Origin of the sequence: Nitrosospira lacus (genome assembly GCF_000355765.4) — a bacterium.
Taxonomy (GTDB): domain Bacteria; phylum Pseudomonadota; class Gammaproteobacteria; order Burkholderiales; family Nitrosomonadaceae; genus Nitrosospira; species Nitrosospira lacus.
Genome location: NZ_CP021106.3, coordinates 57,836 through 75,902, shown reverse-complemented (window position 1 = coordinate 75,902; position 18,067 = coordinate 57,836). Strand labels below are relative to the sequence as shown.

Sequence of the window (18,067 nt, the reverse complement as noted above, 5' to 3'; positions counted from 1 at the left end):
AATGGGAATCTGCCTCAATACTTTATAACATACATAAAAAAAAACATCTCATCTGTGCGCTGCCGCGCATGAAATGAAATTTGTAGGAAATATCTTATGAAAGCAAGAACCTCTGGTATCCATGGGCCCCTATTAGTATATCCGCGGGTTAAAAAGGCTGTGTGCTCCCGAGTTATCCTTCGATCGAGGCAATCCGGCAATCCGACCCCTGTACGAACCTAATTTCGGGAAGGCTCTATGCTATAAAGAAAGTTGTGACACACGATCATTGACCTCTGAGAGGGAAATTGAGGAGATCACATCATGCTCAAAGGTAAATTGATGCCCGCAGGGGGCAGTGTGAATTTATACCGCGGGGGAAATCAGGCTTGATTGGAGAGCGGCCAACAGGACAGGCGGTAAGCGCGGAAGATGCGGCTGGCGTTCTGCTGGAAACCGCGCGGCAGCTGGCAGCTGAATTGCATCGACGCTCCAGTGGGGAAATTTCGGCAACGCTGGACAACTCTCTGGAGCAGGATCTGGGTTTTGACAGTCTCGCGAGGGTAGAACTGCTCGCTCGCATTGAGCGTGTCTTCGGGATCAGTCTACCCGAACAGGTGCTGGCCAATGCCGAGACACCACGCGATCTGTTGCGAGCGGTATTGACGGCCGCGCCCGCCGCGGCAGCGCTGAAGGGAATACAGCGAAGTGAAGCTCCACTTCAGGTATCGGCGGAACCAGCCGATGCGCTGACGCTGCCAGGAGTTCTTGATTGGCACGTGCGCGCCCATCCGCACCGCACGCATATCACGTTGCTGGATGAAGCGGGCAGGGAAGACGTCATCTCCTACGTCGCATTGCAGCAAGGCGCCATGAAAATAGCGGCGGGACTGGTGGAATTCGGGTTGCAGCCCGGACAGTCCGTGGCGATCATGCTGCCGACCAGCCATGACTACTTCTGCTGCTTCTTTGGGACACTGCTCGCGGGCGGGGTTCCTGTGCCAATTTATCCCCCCGTTCGCGTCTCACAGATCGAGGATCATCTGCGCCGGCATGCGGGCATTCTGTCCAATGCGCTCGCCACGATCCTGATTACGGTGCCCGAGGCGAAACCGGTGGCTCGACTGCTCCGGGCTCAGGTGGAGACACTGCGCGCAATTACGACTGCGGCGGAGTTGTCCGTTTCCGGACAGGCGGCGGAGTATCCCGTCCAGGCCGATAATATCGCGCTGTTGCAGTACACCTCCGGGAGTACCGCCAATCCGAAGGGCGTTGCCTTGACTCATGCCAATTTACTCACCAATATCCGCGCGATGGGACAGGCGGCGGGGGTCACTTCCACGGACGTGTTTGTCAGCTGGCTGCCGCTCTATCATGACATGGGCTTGATCGGGGCCTGGCTGGGCAGCCTGTACTACGCGTGTCCGCTGGTGGTGATGTCACCCATCACCTTTCTGGCGCGGCCGGAACGCTGGCTGTGGGCGATCCATCAGCACCGCGGCACCCTTTCGGCATCTCCCAACTTTGGCTATGAGTTGTGCCTGCACAAGATCCCGGACGATGTTATCGATGGATTGGATCTGTCGAGCTGGCGTATGGCTTTTAACGGTGCCGAGCCGGTGAGTCCCGCGACTGTCGTCAATTTCACGCAGCGCTTTGCCCGCTACGGGCTGCGGCCGGAAGCGATGGCGCCGGTATACGGGTTGGCAGAATGCTCGGTTGGGCTCGCCTTTCCGCCGCCGGGCCGCGGGCCGTTGATCGACTGTATCAAGCGGGAAGAATTCACACGTTCCGGTCGGGCGGATCCAGCGGGAGGCGAAAATGCGGAGGTATTGCGCTTTGTGGCCTGTGGCCGGCCGCTTCCGGGCCACCAAATCAAAATTGTTGATGCCACAGGCAATGAAGTGGGGGAGCGGGTGGAAGGATACCTGAAATTCAAAGGACCGTCCGCTACCAGTGGTTACTTCCGCAACCCGGAGCAGAATCGCCTGTTGTTTCGCGAAGGGTGGCTGGATTCCGGCGATTTTGCTTACCTTGCTGCAGGTGATATTTATCTGACCGGACGTGCAAAGGACATTATCATTCGTGCCGGGCGCAATATCCACCCCCATGAGCTGGAAGAGGCGGTCGGTAATATCTCCGGCATTCGTAAGGGGTGCGTCGCGGTTTTTGGCAGCCCGGACCCGGCTTCCGGTACAGAGCGACTGGTGGTGCTGGCCGAGATGCGCGATATCGATTCCGGAAAGCAGGAGGAGTTGCGCGGTCAGATCAACGCCCTGACTCTGGATATGCTGGGAATGCCGGCAGACGATATTGTGCTGGCGCCTGTCCATAGCGTGCTCAAAACCTCGAGCGGCAAGATCCGCCGGGCAGCCTGCCGTGAGTTGTATGAAAAGGGGGCGCCCCCCCCGCGCCCGGTATGGTGGCAGGTGGTGCGGCTGGCGTGGGCCGGTGCGCTGCCTCAGTTGCGCCGCGGCAGCAGGGTGGCATCCGGCATTTTATATGCTGCATATGTATGGGTCCTGTTCTGCCTGCTGGCACCCGTGACCTGGCTGGCAACCGCATTGCTACCCCGCCCCGCCTGGGGGTGGGCATTAAGCAGGGGAAGCGCACGCCTCCTTGCACGTTTGTCGGGAACGCCATTAGTGGTTCGCGGGTTGGAAAATCTGCCCTGCAAGGCGCCGTTTGTGCTGGTGGCAAACCATGCCAGCTATCTCGACGGAATCATGCTGGTAGCAGCCCTGCCGGGCGGATTCCATGCCAAGGAGCATTTCAGTTTTGTAGCCAAACGGGAGCTGCTGGACAGTATTGTTTCGCGCGTATATCTACGGCATATCGGGTCGAATTTCGTCGATCGCTTCGATCCGGAACGCGGTGTGGAGGAATTAAAGCAGGTGTCCCGCTCATTGCGGTCTGGTAGCCGTCCGATATTTTTTCCCGAGGGCACATTCACCCGCATGCCCGGCTTGCTGCCTTTCCGGATGGGTGCATTTATGGTGGCTGCCGAAGCGGGAGTGCCGATAGTGCCCGTAACCATTCGTGGTACTCGCTCCATCCTTCGCGCCGGACATTGGTTGCCTCGCCGCGGGATTATTACCATCACGATCAGCAAGCCTATCTTGCCGGATACCAAGGATTGGGCTGCCGCCATTCATTTGAGGGACTCCGCTCGTGCGGAAATCTTGCGGCTTTGCGGAGAACCTGATCTCATGAGGGGAACACTGCAAGAGCAGGATGCTCAACCCGGGGAGGAAATTTAGGCCGGGCTTGTAAAGCTGTTTGACCAAAACGGAGCGTCCGCTTTGCCCTGAAGGCATCTTGCCGTGACAAAGTGCCTTTTTTATAATTCGTCCAAGACCCGCGAATAATGAGCGCGTGCCTTTTTTTGTGCTGGCGGCAGCGCAATATCCAACTTCTTTCCGCTGGCCATCAGGAATTGTGGATCCACTGATTCAACAGGTAGCGTGCAGCATTCGGGATTTCCGAGGCGGTCATTCCCACCGGCCCGCCCTGTTGTTTGAGCAGCATATCCGCCGCGGCTCCGTGCAGATAAACCGCCAGCAAGAGTGCATTGTCCGAACTTAATCCCTGCGCCAGCAAAGCGCCCGTGATGCCGGACAATACATCGCCCGTTCCCGCGCTGCTTAAGCCAGGATTGCCGCTGGTATTGATATAGCGTTTGCCGCCGGACACAGCGCAAATGCTGCCCCCGCCTTTCAATACCGCGCGGCAATTGAAGCGCTTCGCCAGATCCGCCGCAGCGGCCATGCGGTCATTTTGAATCGTCGGGGTGTCCGTGTTCAGAAGACGTGCGGCTTCGGCGGGATGTGGTGTGAGGATGGACGGACCCTTGCGCTCCCGTAACAGATTGGCAATGCTGGAATGGGCGGCGATGAGATTCAGCGCGTCGGCATCCAGCACCAGGGGCAGAGTGGATTCCAGCGCGGAACTCAGCCAGAAACGCGCATCGGCTTTCATTCCCAGCCCTGGGCCGACAACAAGGCAGCTCAGCTGATCGAGCTTGAACATTTCATGCACGGGGCGCAGCATCAGCTCAGGCTGCGCAGTGTCCACCTCAAGCGCCTTGCCGGCAATCAAACCGAGATAGACGCGCCCCGCGCCCGATTTCAATGCCGCTGCGCCCGCCAGAAGTGCCGCACCCATCATCCCTGTTGAGCCGCCAATTATGCCGACGCTGCCATACGTGCCCTTGTGGCTGCTGGCGAGGCGGGGTGGCGGCAATAACTTTTGAGCCAAAATCTGATCCATCATCCATGAGCCGGGTTCTTTCAGCGAAAGCGTATTGAGGTCGAGATCGTGCAGGCAAATTTCCCCGCAATATTCGGGACCCTGATGAGTCATGAGGCCGGGTTTGAGGCCAATGAACGTGACCGTCATGACTGCCCGGATCGCTGCGCCACGAACCCGGCCGCTGTCGCTGCCCAAGCCGCTGGGAATATCGATGGCAAGCACTGGCAGGTTCATGCGGTTGACGGCGTTGACCAGAGCCAGGTATCTACCCTCGAGTTCTCGACCCTCGTGGCGATCGAGACCAATGCCAAATAATCCGTCTATCACCGCATCCCATTTTTCATTTTTCGGGATTTCGGCATATATTTTGCCCCCCGCAGCAAGCCATGCGTCCAGCATGTGCCGCGCATCGCTGGACAAGGTTGAGCGTTCGCCGGTGAACACAAGCGTTACTTTGAACCACCACGCTTGCAGATGGCGTGCCACTGCGAAAGCATCGCCACCATTATTACCCGGACCTGCGAGTACCAGCACCCGGATCCGCCCGTGGATCAGCAACCTGTCCCGCGCTTCTTCAGCTGCGGCAAGACCGGCTTTTTCCATCAAGGCGGGGGGGTCAGGCAATGCAGCCGCGAGTTGCTCGATTTCGCGGATCTCGGCAGTGGTATAAATAGCGGTGGAGTAATTACGCATATTATCGTTTATCAAACGCTTATCAGGCTGCGGCCAGCTTGTCTTCTCGTGTAAAATTGCATTTTCAACCTCTTGACCCATTTCGCCGGATGCTTCGACTTCGTGGTGGCAGCGCGCTTTCTCCATTCCGCCTGGAAAAATTGGCGAGCGCACTCAAGATTGCCGCTCCGCAAGTTTCCCACATTTACGCGGAATATTGGCATTTTTGCGCGCTCAAGCGCGATCTTGGGCCGGCTGAAAGCGCCGTTCTTGAAAGGCTGCTCAAGTCTGCGCCGGAAGAAATCTTTCTGAGGAGCGATATCGAACGGCAGGCCCGTCATGCCCCGGGTGAGTTGCTCTTGGTCCTGCCCCGGCCCGGTACCATATCTCCATGGTCATCCAAAGCCACCGATATTGCCCGTCATTGCGGACTCGAAGCGGTGGAGCGGCTGGAACGCGGCGTGGCATTTTATATTCAGACGGGAGGCACGCCCACCCCCGGACTTTCCACCGATGGCAGGATTGCGCTGCTTGCGCTGATACATGACCGCATGACCGAAGCGGTATTCGGCTCATTCGATGATGCGGAGAAATTGTTCAGACATTTTGAGCCCGCGCCATTCACCACCGTGGATGTGCGGACAGGCGGAAGCGATGCATTGCAGAGTGCCAATAGCGCGATGGGACTTGCATTGTCGCAGGACGAAATCGACTATTTTGCGGCCTACTTCACCCGGATCGGACGCAATCCTACCGATGTGGAATTGATGATGTTTGCCCAGGCCAATTCCGAGCATTGCCGCCACAAGATTTTCAACGCTGACTGGGTGATAGACGGCGAGCCGCGGGCGAAGTCGCTGTTCTCGATGATACGCAATACTCACCAGCAGAATCCGCAAGGCACCGTGGTGGCTTATGCGGATAATTCTTCCATTATCGAAGGAGCAAAGGTCGCCCGTTTTTATCCCGGCGAGGATGACGCTTACGGTTATGGAGAGGAGTCAACGCATATCCTGATGAAAGTGGAAACGCACAATCATCCCACCGCGATTTCGCCTTATCCGGGCGCCGCCACCGGGGTAGGCGGGGAAATCCGCGATGAAGGGGCGACTGGCCGGGGCGCCAAACCCAGGGCCGGACTTGGCGGTTTCTCGGTTTCCAACCTGAACATTCCCGGATTTATTCAGCCTTGGGAAGTGCACCGATCAGGAAAGGAGCATTCTTACGGCAAGCCATCGCGCATTGCATCGGCCCTGCAAATCATGCTGGAGGGCCCCATTGGCGGCGCGGCGTTCAACAATGAATTCGGGCGGCCCAATCTGGCGGGGTATTTCCGTACCTTCGAGGAGCTCGTCGCTGGCGAAATGCGCGGTTATCACAAGCCCATCATGCTGGCTGGAGGCATAGGCCATATCGCCGAACGCCATTCATTCAAGGAAGAGTTCTCAGCCGGTGCGCTGCTGATTCAACTGGGCGGACCCGGGATGCTGATCGGTCTGGGCGGCGGTGCGGCTTCCAGCATGGATACCGGGGTGAACGCGGAGCGTCTCGATTTCGATTCGGTGCAGCGCGGCAATGCGGAAATGGAGCGGCGCGCGCAAGAAGTCATCGACTGTTGCTGGCAGATGGAGAGACGGGGCGAACCTAATCCGGTTCTTTCGATTCACGATGTTGGCGCCGGCGGCTTGTCGAATGCGCTGCCCGAGCTGTTGCATGGTTCCGGACGCGGGGGCTGTTTCAATTTGCGCGATATCCCCTTGGAAGAGCCGGGGATGTCGCCCATGCAAATTTGGAGCAACGAGGCGCAAGAACGCTATGTGCTCGCAATCAGGCCGGAGTCGATGGCACTGTTCCAGTCAATTTGTGAGCGTGAACGCTGTCCGTTCGCGGTAGTGGGCACAGCGACGGCGCAGCAGCAACTCACCGTGGCCGACCCTGTATTCGGCAATCAGCCGGTTGATATGGATCTCTCCGTATTATTGGGCAAGCCGCCTAAAATGATCCGTGATGTGATGCATATCGGGAGAACGCTGTTGCCGTTCGATACGGCGGAATTGAATCTGCGGGAAGCAGCCTATCGGGTGCTGCGGCTGCCCGCAGTGGCGGACAAGACCTTTCTCATAAGCATCGGCGATCGCACCGTCGGCGGTATGACCGCGCGTGACCAAATGGTGGGGCCGTGGCAGGTGCCAGTAGCGGATGTGGCGGTGACACTGATGGGTTACCGGACTTGCCTGGGTGAAGCTTTCGCTGTGGGCGAGCGCACCCCGGTGGCACTAATAGATCCCGCCGCTTCAGCACGCATGGCGGTGGGCGAAGCCATCACCAACATTGCGGCCGCGAGAATTGAGCATATCGGAGAGATCAAGCTTTCCGCCAACTGGATGGCTGCGGCGGGGCATCCAGGCGAAGATGCGGCACTGTTCGACGCCGTGCACGCGGTAGGCATGGAATTCTGCCCCCAATTGGGAATCAGCATCCCGGTGGGCAAGGATTCCATGTCGATGAAGACCATATGGGAATCGGAATCCGGCCATGGCGGCGCGGGGATCAGAAAAGAGGTGACTGCGCCGCTTTCGTTGATCGTTTCCGCCTTTGCGAGAGTAACGGATGCGCGCAAAACGCTCACGCCGCAGTTATGCAAGGATTGTGGCGAGACGGCACTTGTACTGATCGATCTGGGTGGCGGCAGGAACCGCTTGGGCGGTTCGGCGCTGGCACAAGTCTACAAGCAGGTGGGAGATGACGCGCCGGACATGGCGGGCCTGGAGGGAGCGGAGAAACTCCGGGGCTTTTTCACCGCGATACAGCGTATGAATCATGAGAACAAAATAATTGCCTATCATGACCGCTCCGATGGAGGTGTATTTGCAACATTGTGTGAAATGGCATTCGCCAGCCACGTTGGCATAACCATCAACCTGGATCAGCTATGTTTCGATGTGCTCGCGAACGACGTCGATGGCCATGAGTTGCGCCCGGAGGCGCTGGGCGGAAGATTCATGGAGCGCATCCTCTCCGTCCTGTTCAATGAGGAATTGGGGGCGGTAATCCAGGTAAAAACGGAACACCGCCGTGATGTGATGGCTATCCTGGCGGAAGCGGGCTTGCGCGATGCGTGTTTTGTTATTGGTGAGATCAATGACAAGGATGAGGTTCAGTTCCTGCGCAACAATAAGCCGGTGTTCGCCGAGAAACGCGTTGACCTGCATCGTGCCTGGTCGGAGACCACTTATCGGATGCAGGCGCTGCGCGACAATCCGGAATGCGCGCTGCAGGAATATGATCGCATTCTCGATATCACCGATCCTGGTCTGCATGCACGCCTGAATTTCGACGTGGACGATGATATTTCCGCGCCTTACATCCATAGCGGCATCCGGCCCCGAATCGCCATTTTGCGCGAGCAAGGCGTGAACGGTCACGTGGAAATGGCTGCCGCGTTTGATCGGGCGGGATTTTTGGCCACCGACGTGCACATGAGCGATATCGTCGAAGGACGTGCATCTCTCGGGGACTACAAGGGATTCGCCGCATGCGGTGGATTTTCATACGGCGACGTGCTGGGAGCAGGGGAAGGCTGGGCCAACTCGATACTGTTCAATCCTCGCGCACGTGATGAATTTGAGGCGTTCTTCGAGCGCACCGACAGCTTTGCGCTGGGTGTCTGCAACGGATGCCAGATGATGAGTAATCTGCATGAAATCATTCCCGGCACCGAACATTGGCCGCGATTTGCGCGCAATAAATCGGAGCAGTTCGAGGCGCGATTCGTCATGGTGGAAATCCAGGAGAGTCCATCGCTCTTTTTTGACGGCATGGCCGGGAGCCGAATGCCTGTTGTCGTTGCGCACGGGGAGGGCCGTGCTGAATTTACCGGATCGAACAGGGTCTCAGCTATTGCATCTCTGGTTGCATTGCGTTTCGTCGATAATCGGGGCCAGCCCACCGAGATTTACCCACTCAATCCCAGCGGCTCTCCCCATGGCATGGCCGGCGTGACCACCCCGGATGGACGCTTCAGCATACTCATGCCACACCCGGAGCGCGGGTTTCGCGCCGTCCAGCATTCCTGGCATCCCGGCTGGCGGGGCGACGCGCCGTGGATGCGCATGTTCAGGAACGCCAGAAAATGGGTGGGGTGATACCGTCAAGGTAGCCTGGTGCGACTATAATAATCCGGATACGGATGAGATGAGTTCGATAATTCACGATAAGGGAGTATCCAGCTTGACAATTTTTCAATGCGCCCCGCTCCGGCATGCCCTGTACAAAGGGGGATTCCTGGCTGTCATGCTATTCGCATTCGTCGCCGGTCCGCATATCGCATGGGCTCAAACCAAGGCGGGCAACAAGGAAAATGAGGGGTGTGTGCCGGTCGGAAGCTGGACCCTGCCTGGCGGCGGGAAGATATCCGGCCCTGATGTCATTGCCCGCGCCGCAAGGAACTCGGTGGTGTTGCTGGGTGAAATGCACGATAACCCTGAACATCACCGATGGCAATTGCAGGTGCTGGCTGCGCTGCATGCAATGCGCCCCGACATGGTAATCGGTTTCGAGATGTTTCCGCGCAGGGTACAGAAGGCGCTCGATCAGTGGGTGGCCGGGGAGTTTTCGGAAGCGCAATTTCTCGCCGCCGCGGACTGGAACGCCGTCTGGGGTACGGACGCGAGCCTTTACCTGCCGCTGTTTCATTTTGCACGCATGAATCGTGTGCCAATGGTGGCGCTCAATATCGACGCGCGCTTGCGTCGAGCGACTACCCAGAAGGGTTTCGAGGGGGTTCCGGAGAATGAGCGTGAAGGCGTGATGCCACCCGCCGCGCCAAGCACGGCTTATCTTGATTACCTACTGCCGTTTTACGGTGAGCATGAGCGCGGCGGCAAGAAGAAGGGTGAAGCCAATCGGGATGACCCGGATTTTCGGCGCTTTGTGGAGAGCCAGCAGCTCTGGGACAGGGCAATGGCACAAGCCATACACTCGGCGCTGGACCGGCCGGGGCGTCCCCTGGTAGTCGGCATTATGGGTTCGGGACATATCAAATATGGTTACGGGGTCCCCCACCAGTTGAAGGACCTGCGCGTTACGGACGTCGGCACGCTGTTGCCATGGAATAGCGGCACCCATTGCGGACAGGTTGTCGGAGGACTGGCCGATGCGGTATTTGGCGTTGGTTCGTTGGCATTCGTTTCGCATGAGCTGCCGCGGCAGCGCCTGGGTATCCGCTTCGAAGTGGCACAGGATGGCGGTGCCCGCGTGCTGCAGGTGGAGAAGGGCAGTATCGCCGAAACAGCCGGTATCCGCGACAGTGATCTCATCATGGAGGCCGCCGGCGTCGCACTCAAGCGCATCAACGATATTGTGGATATCGTCAAACGCCAGGCCCCGGGGACATGGCTGCCGCTCAAGGTAAAACGTGGTAGCGAGACGATGGAAATTATTGCCAGGTTTCCGGCGGTGCCGAAATGAGGCAGCTGACAAGGGGGGCGCGCATTCCGGGTGTCAGTAGGGATATTGTCTGCATTCTACTTTCGTTTTTTATGGCAACCGCCACATCCGCCGAATCTGCCCCGGCAGCGGATGCCGAGATCCACTATGACATTACAGTGCGCATTGATCCGGTTGCACGCACCATAGAGGGGCGCAGTGTCATAACAGCAAAGACATCAGAGGAGTTGACCCTGGTAATGGGCCGTCGTTTCGAGATGATGCGCGGACGTATTGACGCCATGTCGCTCGGTCCGTCCGCGATTACCGGCAGGATGCGTGCCTGGCGTATCCCGGGCGACAAGCAGATGCCACGCCGTATCGAGGTTCACTGGCGTGGCGAACTTGCGGCACTTGATACCTCGCTCGATCACCCGCAGACACTGGGAAGGAGCGAACCGGCAAGTAGCGGCGAGGGTACTTTCCTGCCGGACTCGAGCGGCTGGTATCCTTATATAGCGGACAAACTCGCAAGCTACCGGGTGAGTATCGAACTTCCCGGCGGCCAGCGCGGTATTGTCGCGGGCCGCCTTGCCGAGGAATCTGAAACGGATGAGGGATATCGTGCACGTTTCGAGTTTCTTGCACCGACCGGCGGCATCGATCTCATGGCCGGTCCGTACAAAGTGGAAACAAGTACAATGCGCGGCGCGGGCGGCAAGCCAATCCAGTTGCGGACTTACTTCCATCCCCAGATTGCAGACCTCGCGCCCGCCTATCTCAGGTCGGTAAAGGGCTATATCGAATTCTACGAGTCATGGATCGGGAAGTATCCGTTTACTGAGTTCAGCGTCGTATCGAGTCCAACGCCGACGGGTTTCGGCATGCCGACGCTCACCTATCTCGGCATCGAGGTGCTGCGGCTGCCGTTCATCCGTTCCACGTCGCTCGGCCACGAAGTGCTGCATAACTGGTGGGGAAACGGTGTGTATCCCGATTACGCTCAGGGTAACTGGTCCGAGGGGTTGACCACGTTCATGGCGGATTATGCGTACAAGGAGCGTGAAGGTCCCGATGCCGCGCGAGAAATGCGCCGCGGCTGGCTGCGCGATTTCGCCGCACTGTCACCCGGTCAGGACGCGCCGCTTACGACTTTTACCTCGCGTACTCATGGGGCTTCCCAGATCGTGGGTTACAACAAGGCTGCGATGATGTTCCTCATGCTGCGCGACCTGCTCGGACGCGAGACCTTCGATCATGCATTGCAGGCATTCTGGCGCGAGCAACGCTTCCGTATCGCTTCGTGGGCGGATCTACGGAGCACATTCCAGACAGTGTCCAAACAGGATTTACATGGTTTCTTCGACCAGTGGCTCACGCGCGCGGGAGCACCTGTCGTGCGCATTGCGGAAGCCGGACGTACGAAGTCCGACTCCGGTTATCGCATCAGCGTCACGCTTGAACAAACGGAGCCCGAATACCGGTTGCGTGTGCCCGTTGCGATTCGTACCGGGGAAGGTGAAGAGATGCACATGCTCGATTTGGAGCGCGGACGCCAGACTTTTACACTTGAGGTACGCACCCTTCCGCTGGAAGTGATCCTGGATCCGGATCTGCGGTTATTCCGGCGCTTGACACCCGACGAGGCGCCGCCGATTCTGCGCCAGATCATGGTTGACCGGACAGCGATGGCCATTCTACTGCCGGAAAGCGGCGAGCTGCGCAGTACCGCCGAGACGCTTGCCGGCAAACTTCAAAATCGATCCCTGAAACTGGTCCCGGCGACAGATAACCTGCCGTCTGTGCCTGCACTGGTGATTGGGTTGGAGGAACAAGTCGATGCGTGGCTTGCGCGGCATCAGTTGCCTGGCCGGCCGGAGATCGTGCGGGGCAAAGGCTCGGCGCAGGCCTGGACGATCAGCCGTTCCGATGGCGTGACGCTGGCGATGGTGTCCGCGCGGGATGCGGCCTCGCTCACTGCGCTGATACGGCCTCTGCCGCACTACGGCCGTCAGAGTTATGTCATTTTTGAGGGAGCCAAGGCGATCGGGCGGGGCGCGTGGCCCACACGTGCGCAGGTGTTGAAGCTCGATTGAAGGTATCGCAAGAATGCCTGAAACTGTACGCAAGCTTACCGTGAAAATCATTACGTAACCGAGCGGTCGTGCATTTCTCGGCTCAAAGCCCGGTCAACACCGGGCTTTTTGCTTTTTCCGACTTCGGAATCGGTTTTTTTGTTAAAATACAAAAAGGAACCTCTGAATAAGTCCCATATGGGCGTCCCTTCAGTTGCGGCAAGTTGGGTGCTCATTGCGTTGCGCGCTTCGCTTTGGTATCGCAGGTCAAATTACGACTCGTGCTACCTTCGTGACGTGCCTTGTGATCCTTCCGATTTTGCCGCAGCGCGCTCGACGGAGGACTTATTCAGAGGTTTTTTCATTTCTTAATTTAGTGGAGTGTTTGATGGCTGTCGAAAGAACATTGTCTATTATCAAGCCGGATGCGGTGGCTAAAAACGTGATTGGAGAAATCTATTCCCGTTTTGAAACCAGCGGACTGAAAGTAATTGCAGCCCGCATGCTGCATCTTTCACAGGCGGAGGCCGAGGGCTTTTACGCTGTGCATCGCAGCCGCCCATTTTTTAGTGATCTGGTGAAATTCATGATTTCCGGGCCTGTCATGGTGCAGGTGCTCGAAGGCGAAGACGCGATCAGGAAGAACCGGGACCTGATGGGTGCAACCGACCCAAAAAAAGCGGAAAAAGGAACCATTCGCGCAGATTTTGCCGACAGTATAGATGCCAACGCCGTGCATGGTTCCGATGCGCCGGAAACCGCGGCGGTTGAAATTGCCTATTATTTTCCGGCGCTGAACATTTATTCCAGATAAGAATGGTTTCTAGTTCAACATCATGAGTGTCAACCTGCTGGATTTTGATGCGAATGCTCTTGCCGGTTTCTGTGCTGAAATAGGTGAGAAGCCATTTCGTGCCAAGCAGTTGCTGCGCTGGATACACCGGTTCGGCGAGGCCGATTTCGCGAGTATGAGTGATTTGGCGAAGGGATTGCGGGACAAGCTTTCCACAGGCGCGGTGATTGAGCCTCCCAAGGTAATCAGCGATCATATCGCCGCGGACGGCACCCGAAAGTGGCTGTTGTCAGTAGGTGCGGGTAATGGCATCGAGACTGTTTTCATACCCGAAACCAGTCGCGGCACACTATGTATTTCCAGCCAGGTGGGTTGTGCGCTGGCATGTACCTTTTGCTCCACCGGCAGGCAGGGATTTAATCGCAATCTGACGGTTGCGGAAATCATCGGCCAGTTGTGGTGGGCGAATAAAACGCTGGCGGGAGCCTCCGCTGGCAAGTCCATCACGGAACTTGAGGGGATCGCGAGCGGTCAGAAAGGTGTGAGTCCTCCAAGCCACCCCAATTTTCAGAACCATAGTCGTGCCGTCACGAATGTAGTCATGATGGGTATGGGCGAGCCACTGGCCAATTTTGAGAACGTGGTGACCGCGCTCCATCTGATGCTGGATGGCAATGCCTATGGGCTGTCGCGGCGGCGCGTGACGGTGAGTACTTCGGGCCTGGTTCCGGCGATGGACCGGCTGCGGGAACGTTGCCCGGTGGCGCTTGCGGTGTCGCTGCATGCGTCGAACGATGCGCTGCGTGACGAGCTGGTGCCCATTAACAAGAAATATCCGATCAGGGAATTGCTGGCGGCCTGCCAGCGCTACCTTCAGTCCGCACCGCGGGATTTCATCACTTTTGAATATGTCATGCTGGATGGTGTCAATGACAGCTTGGCCCATGCGCGTGAATTGGTCCAACTGGTACGGGATACGCCTTGTAAATTCAATCTGATCCCGTTTAATCCTTTTCCCAATTCGGGGTACAGGCGCTCATCGCAGGAGGCGGTGCATCGCTTCCGCGATGTGCTGATGCAGGCTGGATTGATAACGACCGTGCGCAAGACCCGCGGTGACGATATTGCCGCTGCCTGCGGGCAACTCGCCGGAAAAGTGCATGACAAGACCCGGCGGACTAGCCGCGCAATTGTGGAAGCGGCGAGATGAAGCAAAGACGGATGGATATCTTCACAGTGCCATTGGCCCCGTGCATGTCATGGAAACAGTTTCCGAATTCCAAACAGGCATTGGCGCTGCATGATCGCGGATTCGAGTAATGAACGCCACTGACAGCAACAGCGGTGCCGGCCATGGTGCGGAAGCGGGCCAGGCCGAGGTAGGAACAGGCGTGGGGCACGAATTTCGCGCTGTGCGGCTGGCGCGCGGAATGAATATTGAAGACGTAGCACGACAGCTGCGGTTATCGGTGCGACAGGTTACGGCGCTGGAGCAGGATGATTACGACAATCTTGCAAGCGGAACATTTTTGCGCGGCTTCGTACGGAACTACGCCAAGCTGTTGCAGATGGATGCTGGACCGTTATTGCAGCGGCTGGAGCAATCGCTTCCGCCCACTCCTGCCCCAACCATCTCGTATCAGACCGAGGGCATCCCTTTTCCCTCAAATCAGGGAGGCGGGAAACGTAATCTGATCATTGCGGGAGTGGCCATTCTGGTGCTGCTGCTGATTTTTGAAATTTATGATGGCAGCGAAGGCAATAAAGGGAAGCAACCGCAACCGGAGGTGAAAACGGAAACCCGAACCGGGGCTGACCGGGCTGACGCGCTACCTCAAAATCAACCGCCATCCGCAAAAACGACCGGCGACACGGGGGCATCCACTGACAAAGCCGTGGTAGCTGAACAAAAACGCGAAGTGCCCGCTCCTCTTCCTGTTCCCATTCCTGCTGCGCCGCTCGCACCGCAAGGTGCGCCAGCGGTCATCGTCCCTGAAGCGGCAAGCGTCCCTGCCCGTGAATCAGTGAATATTGCCGCTCCTGAACCGGCAAGCAGCGGAGATGTTCTTCGTCTCGTATTTGAGGGAGAATCATGGACTGAAGTCAGGGATAATGGAGGCAGGCTGCTTCTTTCGCGGATTAATCCCCGAGGCACCGAGCAGGTGTTACACGGCAAGCCGCCATTCTCCCTTACGATAGGCAACGCCGCCGAAGTCAAGCTGGTCTACAATAACAAGCCGGTGGATCTGGCACCGTATACCAATGCTTATGGGGGAACAGCACGTCTGTCACTCAAATGAAACCTTTACATTTATAAGATTCTCATACTTATCATGACTATGTCACAAAATATTTTTCCGCCGCGCCGAAACAGCGTCGGCGTCCGTGTAGGTCCCATTACAGTTGGCGGCGGTGCGCCGGTGGTGGTGCAATCCATGACCAATACCGATACGGAAAATGAAATCGCCACCACGGTCCAGGTGGCCCAACTCGCGCGGGCGGGATCGGAACTGGTGCGTATAACCGTCAATACCGCCGCCGCCGCTAAAGCAGTGCCGGGTATCCGCGCGCGTCTCGATGACATGGACTGTCACGTGCCGCTGATAGGCGATTTTCATTTTAACGGTCACAAACTGGTGACTGAATATCCCGATTGCGCGAAGGCGCTTGCCAAATACCGTATCAACCCGGGCAACGTGGGGCATGGAAAAAAACGCGACGAGCAATTTTCCATCCTGATAGAAGCTGCCTGTAAATATGGTAAGCCGGTACGTATCGGCGTCAACTGGGGGAGTCTCGATCCCGAACTGCTGGCCCGCCTCATGGATGAGAATGCCCGGTCCGGTGATCCGAAGGACGCGGTGCTGGTCATGCGTGAGGCATTGATCACCTCCGCACTGGAAAGTGCGGCCAGGGCTGAAGAGATCGGACTGGGGCGCGACAGGATCATATTGTCCTGCAAGGTAAGCGGCGTACAGGACTTGATTGCCGTTTATCGCGACTTGGCATCGCGTTGCGATTATGCCTTGCATCTTGGACTGACCGAAGCCGGTATGGGTTCGAAAGGAATCGTTGCCTCCACCGCCGCGCTGTCGGTGCTGCTTCTTGATGGCATTGGCGACACCATCCGCATATCGCTTACACCGGAGCCTGGCGGTGACCGCTCTCGCGAAGTGGTGGTGGCGCAGGAGATTCTGCAAACCACGGGTCTGCGCGCGTTTGTCCCGCTGGTGGCGGCATGTCCCGGTTGCGGGCGTACCACCAGCACCTATTTCCAGGAACTGGCGGAAAGTATTCAGGGCTATGTACGCACCCAGATGCTGGTGTGGCGCGAGGAATACGAAGGCGTGGAAAACATGACGCTGGCGGTGATGGGGTGCGTGGTCAACGGCCCGGGGGAAAGCAAGCATGCCAACATCGGTATCAGTCTGCCCGGTTCAGGTGAGAGGCCGGTGGCGCCGGTATATGTGGATGGGCAGAAATCGGTGACCTTGAAAGGCGATAATATTGCGGGCGAATTCCGCCAGATAGTCGATGAATATGTACAGATGAAATACCCGAAGAAGTCAGGCGCCGCAGAAATCAGTCAATGACCAGAACCATTCAGGCCATCCGCGGGATGAATGACATCCTGCCTGATCAGATATACCTTTGGGAATTTTTTGAGCAGACCGTGCGTGATTGGATGACGGCGTATGGTTACCGTAACATCCGCATGCCGATTGTCGAGCAGACTGATCTGTTCGTGCGCTCCATAGGCGCGGTGACCGATATCGTCGAGAAGGAGATGTATTCCTTTCTGGATAGCCTCAACGGCGACAGTCTGGCACTGCGGCCTGAAGGGACCGCTTCCTGTGTGCGTGCAGTGCTGGAACATAACCTGCTCTACGCGGGGCCGCAGAGGCTGTACTATTCCGGGCCCATGTTTCGCCACGAGCGTCCGCAAAAGGGACGTTACCGACAGTTCCACCAAGTGGGTGTCGAAGCACTGGGTTACTCCGGACCTGATATTGACGCCGAGCTCATCGTCATGTGTGCGGAATTATGGAAGAAGCTGGGTATTTCTGATGTGCGCCTGGAAATCGGCACGCTGGGTAGTGCCGAATCGCGCGCCTTGCACCGAACGCGGTTAATCGGGTATCTGGAGCGGCATCTGGGCAGGCTCGATGATGATGCTCGCCGGCGGCTGCACAGCAATCCATTACGGATACTCGATAGCAAGAATTCGGAGATGAGAGAGATTATTGATGGGGCGCCACGGTTGCTGGATGACCTCGACGAGGACTCGCTGGCGCATTTTGAAACGTTACAGCGGCTTCTGCGTGACCAAGGAGTAGACTTCGAGATCAATCCGCGGCTGGTAAGAGGGCTGGATTATTACAACCGCACCGTATTCGAATGGATCACCGGGAAGCTTGGTGCGCAAGGCGCCATATGCGCCGGCGGCCGGTATGACGGACTGGTGGAGCAGATTGGCGGCAAACCGGCATCAGCGGCGCCAGCGTGCGGTTTTGCCATGGGCGTGGAGCGTGTGCTGGCGCTGATGGTGGAATGCGGCAGTGAAATACTGCGCCCGGTACCGGATGTGTATGTGATACATCAGGGCGAGGCCGCGAATGGAGCCGCGTGGAAGACCGTCAGATATTTGCGCGATAGCGGACTCAGGGCAATCCTGCATTGTGGCGCAGGCGGTTTCAAGGCGCAAATGAAAAAGGCGGATGTCAGTGGTGCGCGTTTTGCCGTTATTATTGGCGATGACGAGGTACAAGCGGGTGAGATAAGCATCAAGCCGCTGCGCGAGGCAGCCGGGCAGGTGAGAGTCGGAATGGCGGAAGCGGTGGATCTGCTTAAGAGAACTTGAATCGGAAAA

10 protein-coding genes are annotated in these 18,067 nt (G+C 57.6%); 9 read left to right on the top strand and 1 reads right to left on the bottom strand.

The genetic code is table 11. The features are described from left to right. The first annotated feature begins 368 nt into the window (after positions 1-368). Positions 369-3,239 carry an AMP-binding protein gene (locus EBAPG3_RS00295; protein WP_004180220.1) on the top strand — a complete coding sequence of 957 codons (2,871 nt, stop codon included), beginning with the start codon at positions 369-371 and terminating at the stop codon, positions 3,237-3,239. A 169-nt stretch (positions 3,240-3,408) separates the two neighbouring features. On the opposite strand, the gene EBAPG3_RS00290 is transcribed toward EBAPG3_RS00295, so the two are convergent. Then, positions 3,409-4,923, bottom strand: a complete 1,515-nt coding sequence (locus tag EBAPG3_RS00290) for a bifunctional ADP-dependent NAD(P)H-hydrate dehydratase/NAD(P)H-hydrate epimerase (RefSeq protein WP_004180221.1) — start codon at positions 4,921-4,923, stop codon at positions 3,409-3,411. A gap of 89 nt (positions 4,924-5,012) precedes the next feature. On the opposite strand from EBAPG3_RS00290, the gene purL reads away from it, so the two are divergent. The 8 genes from purL (at position 5,013) to hisS (ending at position 18,058) form a co-directional block, all read left to right on the top strand. Then, on the top strand, positions 5,013-9,047 hold the full coding sequence (gene purL, locus EBAPG3_RS00285) for a phosphoribosylformylglycinamidine synthase (protein WP_004180222.1): 4,035 nt from the start codon (positions 5,013-5,015) through the stop codon (positions 9,045-9,047). Positions 9,048-9,132: 85 nt separating this feature from the next. Then, on the top strand, positions 9,133-10,371 hold the full coding sequence (locus tag EBAPG3_RS00280) for a ChaN family lipoprotein (RefSeq protein WP_227869240.1): 1,239 nt from the start codon (positions 9,133-9,135) through the stop codon (positions 10,369-10,371). After that, positions 10,368-12,425 (top strand): M1 family metallopeptidase, encoded by a 2,058-nt coding sequence (locus EBAPG3_RS00275; RefSeq protein WP_004180234.1) that lies wholly within the window; start codon positions 10,368-10,370, stop codon positions 12,423-12,425. The genes EBAPG3_RS00280 and EBAPG3_RS00275 overlap by 4 nt, the downstream gene beginning before the upstream one ends. 367 nt (positions 12,426-12,792) lie before the next feature. Continuing rightward, positions 12,793-13,218 (top strand): nucleoside-diphosphate kinase, encoded by a 426-nt coding sequence (gene ndk / locus EBAPG3_RS00270; protein ID WP_004180236.1) that lies wholly within the window; start codon positions 12,793-12,795, stop codon positions 13,216-13,218. Positions 13,219-13,240: 22 nt separating this feature from the next. Beyond that, on the top strand, positions 13,241-14,407 hold the full coding sequence (gene rlmN / locus EBAPG3_RS00265; protein WP_004180238.1) for a 23S rRNA (adenine(2503)-C(2))-methyltransferase RlmN: 1,167 nt from the start codon (positions 13,241-13,243) through the stop codon (positions 14,405-14,407). Between the two features lie 109 nt (positions 14,408-14,516). Beyond that, on the top strand, positions 14,517-15,497 hold the full coding sequence (locus tag EBAPG3_RS00260; protein ID WP_004180241.1) for a RodZ domain-containing protein: 981 nt from the start codon (positions 14,517-14,519) through the stop codon (positions 15,495-15,497). Between the two features lie 39 nt (positions 15,498-15,536). After that, positions 15,537-16,790: a flavodoxin-dependent (E)-4-hydroxy-3-methylbut-2-enyl-diphosphate synthase gene (gene ispG, locus EBAPG3_RS00255; RefSeq protein WP_004180243.1), complete on the top strand. Its 1,254-nt coding sequence runs from the start codon at positions 15,537-15,539 to the stop codon at positions 16,788-16,790. Next, positions 16,787-18,058 (top strand): histidine--tRNA ligase, encoded by a 1,272-nt coding sequence (gene hisS / locus EBAPG3_RS00250; RefSeq protein ID WP_004180249.1) that lies wholly within the window; start codon positions 16,787-16,789, stop codon positions 18,056-18,058. The genes ispG and hisS overlap by 4 nt, the downstream gene beginning before the upstream one ends. Positions 18,059-18,067 lie beyond the last annotated feature (9 nt).